The 14,344-nt window shown below is 74.5% G+C and carries 12 protein-coding genes; 6 read left to right on the forward strand and 6 right to left on the reverse strand.

Annotated features, from left to right (window positions below; translation table 11 throughout):
- Positions 1–408 precede the first annotated feature (408 nt).
- Positions 409–1,605 (forward strand): SDR family oxidoreductase, encoded by a 1,197-nt coding sequence (locus ACFWP2_RS21565; RefSeq protein WP_380453713.1) that lies wholly within the window; start codon positions 409–411, stop codon positions 1,603–1,605.
- An 18-nt stretch (positions 1,606–1,623) separates the two neighbouring features.
- Here ACFWP2_RS21565 and ACFWP2_RS21570 read toward each other — a convergent pair whose 3' ends face one another.
- The 4 genes from ACFWP2_RS21570 to ACFWP2_RS21585 all read right to left on the reverse strand — a co-directional run bounded on the left by ACFWP2_RS21570 (position 1,624) and on the right by ACFWP2_RS21585 (position 5,139).
- Positions 1,624–2,214: a hypothetical protein gene (locus tag ACFWP2_RS21570; protein ID WP_380453715.1), complete on the reverse strand. Its 591-nt coding sequence runs from the start codon at positions 2,212–2,214 to the stop codon at positions 1,624–1,626.
- Between the two features lie 192 nt (positions 2,215–2,406).
- Complete coding sequence (locus ACFWP2_RS21575) at positions 2,407–3,606, reverse strand: NAD(P)/FAD-dependent oxidoreductase (RefSeq protein WP_380453717.1); 1,200 nt, start codon at positions 3,604–3,606, stop codon at positions 2,407–2,409.
- Entirely contained in the window at positions 3,603–3,800 is a 198-nt protein-coding gene (locus ACFWP2_RS21580; RefSeq protein ID WP_380453719.1) for a ferredoxin, read from the reverse strand. Before ACFWP2_RS21580 ends, ACFWP2_RS21575 begins: the two co-directional genes overlap by 4 nt.
- A gap of 139 nt (positions 3,801–3,939) precedes the next feature.
- Complete coding sequence (locus ACFWP2_RS21585) at positions 3,940–5,139, reverse strand: cytochrome P450 (protein ID WP_380453721.1); 1,200 nt, start codon at positions 5,137–5,139, stop codon at positions 3,940–3,942.
- Positions 5,140–5,340: 201 nt separating this feature from the next.
- On the opposite strand from ACFWP2_RS21585, the gene ACFWP2_RS21590 reads away from it, so the two are divergent.
- Both ACFWP2_RS21590 and ACFWP2_RS21595 read left to right on the forward strand, forming a co-directional pair.
- Positions 5,341–5,946, forward strand: coding sequence for a MarR family winged helix-turn-helix transcriptional regulator (locus ACFWP2_RS21590; protein WP_380453723.1), 606 nt, complete (start codon positions 5,341–5,343; stop codon positions 5,944–5,946).
- 31 nt (positions 5,947–5,977) lie between these two features.
- Positions 5,978–7,510 carry a PTS transporter subunit EIIC gene (locus tag ACFWP2_RS21595; protein WP_380453725.1) on the forward strand — a complete coding sequence of 511 codons (1,533 nt, stop codon included), beginning with the start codon at positions 5,978–5,980 and terminating at the stop codon, positions 7,508–7,510.
- 89 nt (positions 7,511–7,599) lie between these two features.
- Here the strand turns inward: ACFWP2_RS21595 and ACFWP2_RS21600 are convergent, their stop codons facing one another.
- Positions 7,600–8,604, reverse strand: coding sequence for a helix-turn-helix domain-containing protein (locus tag ACFWP2_RS21600; protein WP_380453728.1), 1,005 nt, complete (start codon positions 8,602–8,604; stop codon positions 7,600–7,602).
- Between the two features lie 153 nt (positions 8,605–8,757).
- Complete coding sequence (locus ACFWP2_RS21605) at positions 8,758–9,096, reverse strand: hypothetical protein (RefSeq protein WP_380453730.1); 339 nt, start codon at positions 9,094–9,096, stop codon at positions 8,758–8,760.
- A gap of 294 nt (positions 9,097–9,390) precedes the next feature.
- On the opposite strand from ACFWP2_RS21605, the gene ACFWP2_RS21610 reads away from it, so the two are divergent.
- The 3 genes from ACFWP2_RS21610 to ACFWP2_RS21620 all read left to right on the forward strand — a co-directional run bounded on the left by ACFWP2_RS21610 (position 9,391) and on the right by ACFWP2_RS21620 (position 14,158).
- On the forward strand, positions 9,391–12,156 hold the full coding sequence (locus ACFWP2_RS21610; RefSeq protein WP_380453911.1) for a SpaA isopeptide-forming pilin-related protein: 2,766 nt from the start codon (positions 9,391–9,393) through the stop codon (positions 12,154–12,156).
- A gap of 160 nt (positions 12,157–12,316) precedes the next feature.
- Positions 12,317–12,673, forward strand: a complete 357-nt coding sequence (locus ACFWP2_RS21615; protein ID WP_380453732.1) for an ArsR/SmtB family transcription factor — start codon at positions 12,317–12,319, stop codon at positions 12,671–12,673.
- Positions 12,674–12,823: 150 nt separating this feature from the next.
- Complete coding sequence (locus tag ACFWP2_RS21620; protein WP_380453734.1) at positions 12,824–14,158, forward strand: MFS transporter; 1,335 nt, start codon at positions 12,824–12,826, stop codon at positions 14,156–14,158.
- The last annotated feature ends 186 nt before the right edge of the window (positions 14,159–14,344 follow it).

Below are 14,344 nucleotides of genomic sequence, written 5' to 3' on the forward strand. Positions count from 1 at the left end.
CCGCTCGGGGAGGTCCCAATGGGCCCCCTGCCCTTCAACTACCCCCCCCTATCCCGGGCACCGCGGGGGGCCCAGGGGTGCGGGGTTGCGCGCGCGACCGAGCGCTCACCCCGGCACCGACGCCCTTTGACGACTCGCCCCCGTTCGGCCGGCGTCGGCGCCGCCGGCGGGCTCTCCGGGGTGCATGTCCCGAGCGCGAGACCAACGATGAGACGCGGCCCGGGAAGTCCGACCGCCTCGGCCGGCGACCTGCCTAGCCGAAGCGGCACACCGCCGCAATGACGACCTCCGACAAGTGGAGGCCTGATCTTCCGTGACGGCGTGGCAGAGGTGGCGCCCGTCGGCGCGGATAGGCTCCGGACGACCGACACCTTGATCACGATCTCCGGATCGGAGAGGCACCACCGCGTGAGCATCCAGCAGATCGCCCCCAAGCAGCGGGGCTACCTGATCGTCAACTCCCACCCGGCCGGGAGCGAAGCCACCGTCGACCGCCAGTGGCAGCGCATCGAGCCCGCGGCTTCGGCCGGCCGGGCCCCGGTCGCCCTGGTCCTCGGCGCCAGCGCCGGATACGGCCAGGCGCTCCTGCTCGCCGGGCTGCGCCGCCAGGGCATCCGCGGCATCGGTGTCGCCTACGAGGCCGACGCCACCGAGCGGCGCACCGCCACCGCCGGCTGGTACCGCACCGCCGCGACCTCGGCCCTGGTGGAGCGGAGCGGGGGAGACTTCACCTTCGTCAACGCCGACGCCTACGCGGACGCCACCCGCGCCGAGGTGCTCAAGCTCCTCACCGAGCGCTACGGCCCGGTCGACTACCTCGTCTACTCGCTCGCCTCGCCCCGGCGCACCGACCCGGCCACCGGCGAGGTCCACCACTCGGTGATCAAGCCGCTCGGCGCGTCGTACACCTCGCCGTCGCTGCTCTTCGACGGCGGCGCCCCGCAGATCGGCACCGTCGACCTCACCCCGGCCGAGGAGGCCGAGCGGGCGGCGACCGTCAAGGTGATGGGCGGCGAGGACTGGCGGCTGTGGGTGCGGGCGCTGGCCGATGCGGAGCTGCTCGCCCCCGGCTTCACCACCGTGGCCCTGTCCTACGTCGGCTCCGAGATCACCGCGCCGGTCTACCGGCAGGGCACGATCGGTGCCGCCAAGGCGCACCTGGAGGCCACCGCCCGTCAGCTCCAGACCGAACTCGCCGACGGCGGAAGGGCGTTCACCGTCGTCGCCGGTGCGGCCGTCACCCAGGCGTCCACCGCCATCCCCTCCATCGCCCTCTACACCTCGCTGCTGCGCATCGCCCTCGGCGAGGACGGCTGGCGCACCACCGACGAGCAGGCCGTGGACCTGTGGGAGCAGCTGACCGGCGCGAAGGAGCTCACCCTGGACGAGCAGGGCCGCATCCGCCTGGACGGCTGGGAGCTCGACCCCGCGGTGCAGGACCGGGTGCGGGAGCTGTGGGCCGATCCGGCGGGCGCGCTGGCCGCCGAGCCGGACGGCGCCGCCTGGTTCTACAACCAGTTCCGGCAGCTGTACGGCTGGGACGTTCCCGGCGTCGACTACACCGCCGAGGTCGAGACCTCGGTGCCCTGGCCCGGGCAGCGGTAGACCGGGTTCGGTCGGTCGTCAGCCCGCCGCGGCTGCGGGCGGCTGCCGCCGGGTGCGGGCCCGCCCCAGCAGCAGGACGGCGAGTACGGCCAGCAGGGCCGCGGCCAGCGCGTACACCGGCAGCCAGAGCGTGGTGGTGGCGGACAGGCAGTCGGCGACGGCGCGTCCTGCCTGCTGTTCCTGGGCGGTGGCGAGCGCGGCGCCGTCCCGGGCGGCCAGGTCGCCGAGGGTGGCCTGCGCCTGCAGCCGCGCGTAGTCGCCCAGGTGGGGGCAGTCGCGGCGGGTTCCCGGCATCGGGAACAGCCAGGACCAGCGCTGCATCGCCGGGGCCAGGGCGAGGGCCACGGTCAGTCCGATGACCAGCGTGTAGGCGGCCAGGCTCCGGACGTAGCCGGCGCCCGCGTCCGTGGCGGGGGTCGGCGGGCGGGTGGAGGAGAGGACCACCGCGAGGAGGGTCAGCCCGAGGTAGGTGGAGAACCACTGCCACGAGCCGGTGGAGAGCGAGAAGGCGAGCACGGCGGCCAGTGCGGTGCCCAGGACCCCGGCCCGGGGGCTCACCGCGGGGATCGGTCCGGGCCCCCGGGCGGCTCGTCGACTGTGGTCGTCCATGCGCGTGCTCCCCTGGCCGGATGCGGGCCACCAGTCTCCGGGGGCGGCCGTTCCGGGACCCTCGCACCATGCCGGTCCGCCCGCCGCCTCGCCCGGTTGGCGGGCGGCGGCGGCCGGCGGACCGTGCCCCCGGGGGACCAGGGACCGGGGACCGGGGGAGGGGCGCTGGGGGGCTGGGGAGCCGGGGAGGCCTCAGACCGGCTCGGGCGGCCACGGGCCGTGCGCCGCCACCTGGGCGCGCAGCCCGCGCAGCGCCCGGGCGGAGGCGATCCCGACCGCGCCAGTGGCCAGGCCGTCCCGGACGCAGACGGCGGCGAAGCGGTGCTCGGCCAGGCTGCCGTCGACCACCTCGAACCGTTCGGCCTCGCCGGGCCGGCCGAACACCTGCACCCGCAGCCTGTACTGGTCGGTCCACAGGTACGGGACCGGCCGGTAGGCCTGCCGGGCGCCGTCCGGGCCGGCCAGCAGGTTCCGGGCCGCGTGCATGGCCTGTTCGGTGGCGTTGGTGCGCTGTTCGATGCGCCGGTGGCGGCCGGTGCGCGGGTCGGGCCAGGAGGCGGCGTCCCCGGCCGCCCAGACGCCGGGGCCGGCGGCGCAGTACTCGTCGCAGACCACGCCGTCGTCCAGCGGGACTCCGCTGCCGGCCAGCCAGTCGGTGGCGGGCTCGGAGCCGACGGCCATCAGCACGGCGTCGGCGGCCAGTTCGGTGTCGTCGGCGAGCCGGACGCCCCGGGCCCGGCCGCCGCGCTCCAGCAGCCCGGTGGCCACGCCGCGGTGGAGCCGCACCCCGTGCTCGCGGTGCAGGCCGGCCAGCAGCGCGGCCGTCTCGGCGCCCAGGACGGCGGACATCGGCGTGGCGCTGGAGGTCAGCCAGGTGACCTCGGCGCCGAGCCCGACGGCGGTGGCCGCCGCCTCGGCGCCGAGCAGCCCGCCGCCGACCACCAACAGCCGTGCGCCCGGCCGCAGTTCCTCGCGCAGAGCGAGGGCGTCGGCGAGGGTGCGCAGCACGTGTGCCCCGGGCCGCGGTGCTTCGGCGCCGGGGAGCCGGCGCGGGCGGACCCCGGTGGCCACGACGAGGGCGTCGCAGCGCACCCGCCGGCCGTCGGAGAGCCGCACGGTGCGCTCCCGGCGGTCCAGCCGTTCGGCCCGGACCCCCAGGCGCAGGTCGAGCCGGAGCTCGTCCAGCGCCTCGGGGCCGCGCAGGGCCAGGCGGTCGGGCTGCCACTCGCCGCCGAGCAGGTGCTTGGACAGCGGCGGCCGGTCGTACGGCGGCTCCGGCTCGGCCCCGATCAGGGTGAGCCGGCCGTCGTAGCCGGATCTGCGCAGCGCCTCGGCGGCGTGCAGTCCGGCCGCGCCGGCGCCGACCACGGCGACCTCCCGCAGTGCGGTCACACCTGCTCCAGCCGGATCGCCGCGGCCGGACAGACGGCGGCGGCGTCCTGGACGGCCTGGTGGAGCTCGGCGGGCGGTTCGGCGTCTAGCAGGACGACGATGCCGTCCTCGTCGCGCTGGTCGAAGACGTCGGGGGCGGCGAGCACGCAGCTCCCGGCGCCGCAGCACTTCTCCTGGTCGATCCGGACGAGCATGGTCTTCCTTTCGGAACGGACGCCCCGGAGGCTGTGAACTCCGGTGCGGGTCAGGTCGGTCGGCGGTGTCGTGGCGGTGTCGTGGTGGTGTTGTCGTGGTGTTGTCGTGGTGTCGTGGCGGCTCCCGGGGGAGCCGGGGTCACCAGGCGACCGGCAGCTCGTGGACGCCGTAGATGAGCATGTCGTCGCGGAAGGGGATCTCCTCGAACGGGACGGCCAGGCGCAGTTCGGGCAGCCGCCGCAGGACGCTGGTCAGGGCGATCTGGAGCTCCAGCCGGGCCAGCGGCTGTCCCAGGCACTGGTGGGGCCCGAAGCCGAAGGCCAGGTGGCGGCGCGCGTCGCGGGTCAGGTCGAGCTCGTCGCCGTCCGGGAACTCCCGCTCGTCCCGGTTGGCGGTGTTGACCATGCAGATGACGCCCTCGCCCGCCGCGATCCGCACGCCGCCCAGCTCGACGTCCGCGGTGGCGACCCTGGCCAGGCCGGAGTGCACGATGGTGAGGTAGCGCAGCAGCTCCTCGACGGCGCCGGGCACGGAATCGGGGTGCTCGCGCAGGTGGTCGAGCTGGGCGGGGTTGCGCAGCAGGGCGAGCACGGAGAGCGCGGTCATGTTCGCCGTGGTCTCGTGTCCGGCCACCAGCAGCAGCCGGCCCATTCCGCCGATCTCCTCGGTGCTCAGCTCGCCGCGCTCCACCAGGCGGCTGAGGATGCCGTCGTCGGGCCGGGTGCGCTTGCTCTCGGTGAGCTCGACCAGGTAGTCGGCCAGCTTGGCCTGGGCGGCGGCGACCTCCTCGCCGGTGGAGTCGCGGCGCAGCAGGACGCGGCTGCACTCCTGGAAGAAGTCGTGGTCCTCGTAGGGAACGCCGAGCAGCAGGCAGATGACCAGCGACGGCAGCGGCAGCGCGAACTCGCGGACGAGGTCGGCCTCGGAGCGTCCGTCGGTCATCCGGTCCAGCAGGTCGTCGGCGATCCGCTGGACCTCGGGGCGCAGCGCCTCGACCTTCTTGATCATGAATTCGCCGGTCAGCATCCGGCGGTGGTGGGCGTGCTCGGGTTCGTCCATCCGGATCATGGTGGGTCGGCCGGTGTTCAGCTGCCGGGCGCCCGAGCTGACGAACGGGAAGCCGGGCCGGGTGGAGTCGGAGCTGAACCGGGCGTCGGCGAGGACCGCCTTGATGTCCTCGTGGCGGGTGACCAGCCAGGGGGTGGAGCCGTCCCACAGGGAGACGCGGCTGACCGGCTCCTCCTGCCGGGCCTGCCCGTAGGCGGGCGGCGGGGTGAACGGGCAGGCGCCGCGGGCGGCGGGGTGGGAGAACCGCGGGGTCTTCTCGGCGGTGGCCATCGGTGAATCCCCTTCCGGGAGTTGAGTCGGGCCCAGTGAACGCGGCCATATTTACGTGCCCAAAGCAACTAACTCACCGTCACGTTAACTCGCGTTCCGTGGCGACGGAAGGGCGCACCGGGAGTCGGCCGAATCTGTCCGAAATCCGGTCGGGCCTTCCGGCCCCGGCCACCGCCCGAACCGGATCGCTACAGTTCCCCCATGTCGGACGAAGAAGACGCCGAAGACGATCGGATCACCACCCCCGCGCCGCGGAGCCCGGACGGCCTGGACGGCCTGGAGGACGTACTGGCCACGCTGGCCTACCTGTTGACGCGCTCTCAGGAACACGAGCGCCGCACGGCCCGGGCCGGCATCACCGCCGCCCGCTCGGACGTCTACCTGCTGCGCGCGCTCGCCGAGGGCGCCGGGGCCAGCCGGGTGAGCGACCTGGCCGACCGCCTGATGGTCAAACCCTCCCACGTCACCCGCCAGATCGACCGCCTCCAGGGCCAGCGGCTGGTGGAACGCAGCCAGGACGCCCAGGACCGGCGGGCCCGCCAGGTGGCCATCACCGCCGACGGGCGCGAGCTGCTGGACCGTCTGAAACAGGCCAACATCATCGGACTCGCCGGCGCGCTGGACGGCGTCCCCGAGCCCGACGTCCTCGCCACCGTCACCGTGCTGCGCCACCTGATCGACCGGTACGTGCACCGGGTACGCACCATGGGGACCGAGGACGACCCGCTCCCGGACCGGGCGGACGGCGGCACCGGCACCCCGCGGGCGGCGGCCCGGCTCGGCACCGCCGCGCACGGCGGCGGTTGAGCCCGGGGACCACCCGGGTACGTCCCCGGGCATGTCGGACGAGAAGAACCGCGCCGTGGCCGAGGCGATCCTCCCGCTCGTCGGTGGCGCCGCCAACATCCGCTCGGTCGCCCACTGCATGACCCGGCTGCGGCTGGGCCTGGCGGACCGTTCCCTGGCCGACACCGAGGCGCTCCGCGCGCTGCCGGCGGTCCTGGGCACGGTCGAGGACGACACCTACCAGATCGTGCTCGGGCCCGCCGCCGTCGCCGGGGTCACCGCGCAGCTGCGCCGCCTGCTGGAGCCCGCCGGCGCGCGGGCCGGGGCGGCCGGGGCGGACGCAGCCGGCGGGGCCGACGGGGCAGGCGGGGCAGGCGGACGGGAGGAGGCCGCCGGACGGGACGGACCGGGATCCGCCCCTACCGCCGAGGACCTCGCCGGACGCGGCGAGCGCATCCGGGCACAGGCCCGGGCGCGCAACGCGACCCCCGTGAAACTCGCGCTGCGCCGGATCGCCGACATCTTCGTCCCGCTGATCCCCGCCCTGATCGGATGCGGGATCGTCGCCGGCCTCGCCGGGGCCCTCGCCAACCTCGGCTGGGCGCCGGCGCTGGTCACCGCCCTGGGCCCGGTCTCCTCCGGCTTCATGTCCCTGATCGCCGTCTTCGTCGGCTACAACACGGCGAAGGAGTTCGGCGGCACACCCGTGCTCGGCGGAGCCGTGGCCAGCGTGATCGTCTACGCGGGAGTCGCCAAGGTGGAGGCCTTCGGCCACCACCTCACCCCCGGACAGGGCGGCGTGGTGGGCGCGCTCGGCGCCGCGCTGCTGGCGGTCCACCTGGAGCGCTGGACCCGCCGGCTGCTGCCCGCCTCCCTGGACGTGCTGCTCACCCCGACCGTCACCGTCCTGCTCGGCGGGCTGGCCGCGCTCTTCGGCCTGATGTTCGTCGCCGGGGAGATCTCCACCGCCATCGGCCACGCCGCCACCTGGCTGCTCGCCCACGGCGGCCTGCTCGCCGGACTCGTGCTCGGCGGCCTCTTCCTGCCGCTGGTCATGCTCGGCCTGCACCAGGCGCTGATCCCGATCCACACCACGCTGATCCAGCAGCAGGGCTCCACCGTCCTGCTGCCGATCCTCGCCATGGCCGGCGCCGGGCAGGTCGGCTGCGCCGTGGCCGTCTACCTGAGGCTGCGCCACAACGCCTCGCTCCGGGCCACCATCAGGTCCGCCCTCCCGGCCGGCCTGCTCGGCGTCGGCGAGCCGCTGGTCTACGGCGTCACCCTGCCGCTGGGGCGCCCCTTCGTCACCGCCTGCGTCGGCGGCGCGGCCGGCGGCGCCTTCGTCGGGGTGGCCGGCCAGCTCGGCGGCGCCGTCGGCTCCACCGCCATCGGCCCCTCCGGCTGGGCCCTCTTCCCCCTGCTGGCCGGCCCGCACGGCCTCCTCGAGGCCGCCGCCGTCTACGGTGGCGGGCTGCTCACCGGCTATGTCGCGGGCTTCCTGGCCACCTGGTTCTTCGGCTTCACCCGCGAGACCCTCGCCGAGTACAACGCCCAGGCCGCCCAGCCGGACCGGACGGCGGGGTAGCCCGCCCCGCCGCGCTCCCGACGAGCCCGGATGAGCGCGGGCCCCGAGCAGCACGGGCCCGGAACGGCGTCGTCGCGCACGCGCCGCGGCTACCGGCCGATCGGCTCGGCGCACGCCAGCAGCCGGTGCTCACGGGGGGTCAGTCCGTACGCGGACTTGAAGGCGCGGCTGAACTCGGGGGCGCGGGGGATGCCGCAGCGGGCGGCGATGACGTGGACCGGCACGGCGTGCAGCGCGGGGTCGGCCAGGTCGCGGCGGGCCTTCTTCAGCCGTTGTCCGCGGATCCACGCGGCGACGGTCTCGCCCTGCAACTCCTGGGTGAAGAGGCGGTGCAGGTAGCTGACCGAGATGTGGTGGGCGGCGGCGACCGTGATCGGTGTCAGGGCGGGGTCGTGGAGGTTGTGCCGGATGAACGCCCGGACGTTCTCGACCAGCGCCCGCCGCCGGGCTTCCGGCGAGAGTACGGTGGCGGCGTCGAGCTCCTGGGCGAGCCAGGCCGCCACCAGGTCGACCAGGACGGTGCCGAGCCGGGCCGCCTCGGTCGGCCGTAGGGCGGCGGCCTGCCGGTCCAGGCCGAGCATGAACTCCGCGAGCAGTGCGCCTGACCCCTCCCGCCCGGACAGCCTCCGGCCGAGCAGATCGCGCAACTGCCGCGGGGGCATCGGCAGCAGTGACACCGGTAGGTCGATGCCCACGCCCTCGACACGGGCCTCGCCGCTGCCGACACCGTAGACCCGCACGTCGTACGGCTGTGAACTGTCGATGACCGCCAGGTCGCCCGGCCTGAACTTCTCGGCCTGGTCCCTTCCGCGCCGGAGCGCGTGACAACCCGCCGTCAGGAACGTCAGGTGGTACAGCTCCGGACCGTCCGAGCTGCGCACCATGCGTTCGGTCCGCCGGAACCGCGCCGACGGGAACGAGGTCCCCAGCAGGGCCACCGGGCCCAGCTCCGATCGCCGCACCTGCCCCGTGAAGTTGTCGGCGTGAGCGCTGGTCGTCTCGCAGTCCCGTGTCCGGGCGAGCGCCTCCCGCCACTGCTCGAAACGGTCCTTCGCGGTCATGCCGGTACCGCTCTGCTCGCTCTCCGCCCCCACGGCCTCTCCACCCCTTGTGATTGTCCTCCCCGCCGAGTGGGAAGGACCTCCCCGCCGACATCATCGTGGCCGGTGGCAGCACACGCTAGTGGAAATTCGAACACGTTCAAAGGTCTGGGGCGTCAGGCGGACGATCACAGGTCAGGGGCCGGATCAGGTCGCCAGGAAGCGCTCCCGGTGCGCCTGCTCGGGCGGGATCCCGGCGAGGGCGGCGGTGCGCAGGACGGCGTCGACCAGGGGCGGCGGTCCGCAGACGTAGAGGTCCGGCGCGGTGCCGCCGAGCTCGGGCAGGGCGGCGGCGAGCAGGTCGGCCGGGGTGCCGGTCGGGCCGGACCGGTCCGGGCCCGGCTTCCAGACGCAGACCTCGTACCGGAAGCCGGGCAACTCGGTTGCGACGGCGGCGAGTTCGTCCAGTCCGAAGACGTCCTGGGACTCGTTGACGCCGAGGAACAGCCGGGCGGGCTGGAGGCGGCGGGTGGGCGGCCTCGACACGTCCAGGATGGAGCCGCCGTTGACGCCGCATCAGGGCCGGAGGACCCCGATCCGGGGCCGGGAGCCTGCCGGTCCGCGTCCGTCGAGGGCGGTGGGGCGCCGCCTCCCGTACGTCCGATCGGGGGCACCTGGCGCGGCATTCAGCTGAAACCGTCCGGCGGGGCGCCGCCGCCGGGGGCTCCGGCGAGAACACTCCGAGGGTTGTCTTTGTGTTCAGATGATGAAAGGACTGATGTGAAGCCCAGTCAGCATCCGGCGGCCGCCGTCACCTGGGGACGAAGACTCGGCAGGGTGATGGGATCCGCCCTGGCCCTGGCGCTCGTCCCCTTCGGCATGTCGCTCGTCGCACCGTCGGCCGCTCACGCGGCCGGCCTTCCGGGCGGCCTCGGGCCCTGCCTGGGCGCGGACTGCCCGGCCACGTTCCCGCCGGTCAACAACGGACCCTTCGCGGGCCGCGACGCCGGAGTGAACATCTTCGTCGGCGGCGACTTCAACGTCAGCGGCTCGGCCGCCGAGGCCGAGGGACACGTGGTCACCCTCGGCAGCTTCACCATGAACAAGGCCGCCGGAGTCAGCTCCGTCTACAACGTCGGCATCGTCGGCGTCGGCTCACGCGTCCCCCCGCCGGACGGAGCCGACTTCCTCACCGCCGGCGGCAACGTCACCGTGGCCCCGGGGCAGCGGCTCCTGGCCGAGGGCGGCGTCGTCCGCTACGCGGGCACGGCCACCGGCACCATCACCGGCACGAAGGTGCAGGACCCGCAGGCCGTGGCCGCCTACACGCCGCTGCGCGCCGAACTGCAGAACGCGAGCGCCTGCTACGCCGGGGTCGGCACGCCCCGCCCCGCCACCGGAACCGCCGTCAACCAGGGCTACCAGACCCTGTTCACGGGTGACGGCACCTCCACCCTCCAGGTCTTCAACGTCGACTTCGACCTCGTCGGGCGCGGCGGCGGCACCCAGGGCGTCGCCTTCGCCGGCATCCCCGCGAACGCGACCGTCCTCGTCAACCTGGTGGGCGACGCCCGCACCATCAACACCTACAGCGGCAGCCTCCAGGACACCGACCCCTGGAACCAGCTGCGCGAGCGCCTGCTGTGGAACTTCCCCACCGCGACGACCGTCACCCTCACGGGATCCGGACAGTTCCAGGGCAGCGTGCTGGCCGGCAACCCGGCCGGCACCGCCACCATGAACCTGCCCGGCCTGAACGGACGGTTCTTCACCGCCGGCACGCTCCAGCACAACTCCGGCCAGGGCATGACCGGGACCGAGTTCCACGCCTACCCCTTCAACGGCAACCTCCCGGAGTGCGGCAACCCCCCGGCCCCCACCGGCTCGACCAGCGTGACGAAGGTCGACTCCGCCACGGGCCAGACCCTGGCGGGCGCGACCTTCCAGCTGTGGCGTGAGACCAACGGCACCGCGGGCCTGCAGACCACGGGAACCACCCCGGACACCAAGGTCGGCGCCCCCTGCACCACCGGGAGGAACGGTGTCTGCTCCACCGCCGACCTCCCGCTCGGGACGTACTACTGGCAGGAGACGGCGGCGCCGCCCGGGTACGACCTGCCCCAGCCCGCCGTGACCACCGTGGTCCTCGACACCGACGGGCAGAACGTCCAGGTCACCGCCCGGGACACCCGGAGCCCGGTCGTCGAGACCGGCTCCACCCACGTGACGAAGATCGACTCCGCCGATTCCCAACCATTGGCGGGCGCGACCTTCCAGCTCTGGCACGAGACCAACGGCGTGCCCGGGCTGCAGAGCACCGGGGCCGACCCGGACGCCGCCGTCGGCCAGCCCTGCGTGACCCCCGCGTCGGGCGTCTGCTCGGCGAGCGGCCTGCCGCTCGGCACGTACTACTGGCAGGAGACCGCTGCCCCCTCCGGCTACGAGCTGCCCGAGCTCAACGTGACCACCGTGGTGCTGAGCACCAACGGGCAGAACACCCCGGTCGACGTCGCCGACACCCAGACCACCGCCCCCACCGGCTCCACCAGCGTGACGAAGATCGACTCCGGCAGCGGGCAGCCGCTCGCGGGCGCGACCTTCCAGCTGTGGCGCGAGAGCAACGGGGTGGCCGGCCTCCAGACCTCCGGGGCCGACCCCGACACGGTCGTCGGCTCCCCGTGCGTCACCCCGGCGTCGGGCGTCTGCTCGGCGGACGGCCTGCCGCTGGGCACGTACTACTGGCAGGAGGTCTCGGCGCCCAACGGGTACGACCTGCCCGAGCTGAACGTGACCACCGTGGTGCTGGGCATGAACGGGCAGAACACCCCGGTCGACGTCGCCGACACCCAGACCACCGCCCCCACCGGCTCCACCTCCGTCACCAAGGTCGACGCCGCCACCGGGCAACCGCTCGCGGGTGCCTCCTTCCAGCTGTGGCGCGAGACCAACGGGGTGGCCGGCCTGCAGACCTCGGGGGCGAGCCCCGACACCGCCGTGGGCTCCGTCTGCGTCACCCCGGCGTCGGGTGCCTGCGTCGCGGACGGCCTGCCGCTGGGCACGTACTACTGGCAGGAGACCGCGGCGCCCCCCGGCTACGACCTGCCGCAGCCGATGGTGGCGACGGTGGTCCTCGACACCGGCGGGCAGAACATCCACGTCACCGTCCGGGACGCGAAGGCGGCCGCCACGTCCACCGCCGTCAAGAAGGTCGACGCCGACACCGGACAGCCGCTGGCCGGCGCGACCTTCCAGCTCTGGCACGAGACCAACGGCGTGCCCGGGCTGCAGACCTCCGGGGCCGACCCGGACACCGCCGTCGGCGCCCCGTGCGTGACCCCCGCGTCGGGCGTCTGCTCGGCGAGCGGTCTGCCGCTGGGCACCTACTACTGGCAGGAGGTCTCCGCGCCCGAGGGCTACAGCCTGCCGCAGTCCCCGGTGACCAGGATCGAACTGACCCGGGACCACCCGTGCATGACGATCACGGTCGAGGACCGCAAGTGCCCGCCGGAGCCGTGCCCGCCCACCCCCTGCCCGCCGGACGGTGAGTGGGGTGAGTACGTGCGCTACACGCCCGTGCCGGGCTTCCTCTGGGGAGTGAACTCATGACCGGGTGAGCTCGATGAGCGCGTGAGCTGACGACCTGGCCGGAGGAGCCCGCGGTGGCCCCTCCGGCCAGGCGTGTCGGGACCGGTCTCCCGGGGCCGGTGTGTCGGGACCGGTGTCGCGACGCTTCGGCAGTCCGGGCCCGGGGCCCTACGATGTCGCCATGAGCGGGAGCCTTCGGATATCAGGTGCACATCATGTGCAGGAGCAGCGGGACGACGAGCGGCTGGAGGCCGCGGCCGGCATCCTGGCGCTGCTCGCCGACCGCACCCGGCTCGCGCTGCTCCAGCGGCTGAGCGCCGGCGAGGCCGACGTGACCACGCTCACCGAGGCGGCCGGAGCCCCCCGGACGTCGGTCAGCCAGCACCTCGGCAAGCTCCGGCTGGCCGGACTGGTCACGACCCGCAAGGACGGCCGGCGCGTCGTGTACGCGCTGCGCCACGGCCACCTGCGCCGACTGGTCGACGAGGCGCTGAGCGTCGCCGACCACCAGATCGGCGAGCTGCCGCCGCACGACTGACCCGTTCCGTTCCGGGTTCTCCGGTTCCGGTTCTTCGGCCCGTGCCCTTCGGGGTGCGGGCCGCTCTTTCGTCAACATGTGCACATGCGTGCACATGTTGACCTATCCTGGTCGTACCGTCCTACCGCGCCCAGTTCGAGCGGGGTCCCCATGCTGTCCGTGCTGCGCAACCGCACCTATCTGCACCTGTTCGCCGCCCAGATCGTCGCCCTGCTGGGCACCGGCCTCGCCACGGTGGCACTCGGCCTCCTCGCGTACGACCTCGCGGGGGTGAACGCCGGATCGGTGCTCGGCACCGCGCTGGCGATCAAGATGCTCGCGTACGTCGGCATCGCGCCGGTGGTCAGCGCACTGGCCCACCGCATCCCGCGCCGGCGCCTGATGGCCGCCTCCGACCTCACCCGGGCCGCCGTCGCCCTCACCCTGCCCTTCGTCACCGAGGTCTGGCAGGTCTACGTCCTGATCTTCGTGCTGCAGTCCGCCTCGGCGGCCTTCACCCCGGCCTTCCAGTCGGTGATCCCCGAGGTACTGCCCGAGGAACGCGCGTACACCCGCGCCCTGTCGCTGTCCCGGCTGGCCTACGACACCGAGAGCCTGGTCAGCCCGGTGCTCGCGGCCGCCCTGCTCGCGCTGATCAGCTACAACTGGCTGTTCTGGGGAACGGCCGGCGGGTTCCTCGCCTCCGCCGTCCTGGTGGTCTCCGCCGCCCTGCCCAAGCCGGTCCGGTCGGAGTCGGTGGGGCCCGAGCCGGTGAGGCCCGGGTCGGCCCGGCGGGAACCGGGCCGGGCGGGCGGGCCCGGCGGGGGCGTGCTCGCCAGGTCCGTCCGCGGCACCCGGCTGTTCCTCGCCGTGCCCCGGCTGCGCGCGATGCTCGCCCTGGACCTCGCGGCAGCCGCCGCCAGCGCGATGGTGATCGTCAACACCGTCGTCTACGTCCGCGGCCCGCTCGGCCGCCCCGCCACCGACGTCCCGATCGCGCTCGGCGCCTACGGGGCCGGGTCGATGGTCGTGGCACTGCTGCTGCCCCGGGTGCTGGACCGGGTGCCGGACCGGACCGTCATGCTTCCGGCGGCCTTCGGCATCGTCGGCCTCTTCGGCCTGCTCGCCGCGCTCACGGCCGCCGGGCCGGGCGCCTGGCGCTGGCCCGTCCTGCTCGCCGTCTGGGCCGCCTTCGGCGCGGTCGGCTCGCTGATCCTCACCCCCACCGGCCGCGTCCTGCGCGACTCGGCGGCCGCCGAGGACCTCCCCGCCGTCTTCGCCGCCCAGTTCTCCCTCTCCCACGGCTGCTGGCTGCTCACCTACCCCCTGGCCGGCTGGCTCGGCGCAACCCTGGGCCTCACCGCGGCCTCCGTCGCGCTCGGCGCCGTCTCCCTCGCCTCCGGCGTCCTGGCCACCCGCGCCTGGCACGCGGTGCCCAGCGCCGTGGCCCCGGCCCCGGCGGCGGCCCCGGCGAGCGGGAAGCGCGGCGCCGCCGTCCCCGGCTGACCGGCCGGCGCGCGGGCGCCCACACGGCGGGGATCCCACCGGCACCGAGCGGGCCGCTCGACCGCCGTGTCGGCCCCGGGCCCGATGCGGCCCGTCGCGCAGGTGGTCGCCCGTCCGCCGTAGGCCCTGAGGCGGGTCAATTCACCAGGCCGCGCCGAGCGGGCCCGCCCCAACCCGCTCCCACCC

It is taken from the genome of Kitasatospora sp. NPDC058444, assembly GCF_042721415.1.
Classification (GTDB): Bacteria; Actinomycetota; Actinomycetes; order Streptomycetales; family Streptomycetaceae; genus Kitasatospora.

Coding starts and splice junctions, on each gene's coding strand:
- ACFWP2_RS21595 (WP_380453725.1), top strand. CDS start 5,978: ATGTCGGACGAGAAGAACCGCGCCGTGGCCGAGGCGATCCTCCCGCTC.
- ACFWP2_RS21620 (WP_380453734.1), top strand. CDS start 12,824: ATGCTGTCCGTGCTGCGCAACCGCACCTATCTGCACCTGTTCGCCGCC.
- ACFWP2_RS21610 (WP_380453911.1), top strand. CDS start 9,391: ATGGGATCCGCCCTGGCCCTGGCGCTCGTCCCCTTCGGCATGTCGCTC.
- ACFWP2_RS21615 (WP_380453732.1), top strand. CDS start 12,317: ATGAGCGGGAGCCTTCGGATATCAGGTGCACATCATGTGCAGGAGCAG.
- ACFWP2_RS21590 (WP_380453723.1), top strand. CDS start 5,341: ATGTCGGACGAAGAAGACGCCGAAGACGATCGGATCACCACCCCCGCG.
- ACFWP2_RS21580 (WP_380453719.1), bottom strand. CDS start 3,800: ATGCTCGTCCGGATCGACCAGGAGAAGTGCTGCGGCGCCGGGAGCTGC.
- ACFWP2_RS21570 (WP_380453715.1), bottom strand. CDS start 2,214: ATGGACGACCACAGTCGACGAGCCGCCCGGGGGCCCGGACCGATCCCC.
- ACFWP2_RS21585 (WP_380453721.1), bottom strand. CDS start 5,139: ATGGCCACCGCCGAGAAGACCCCGCGGTTCTCCCACCCCGCCGCCCGC.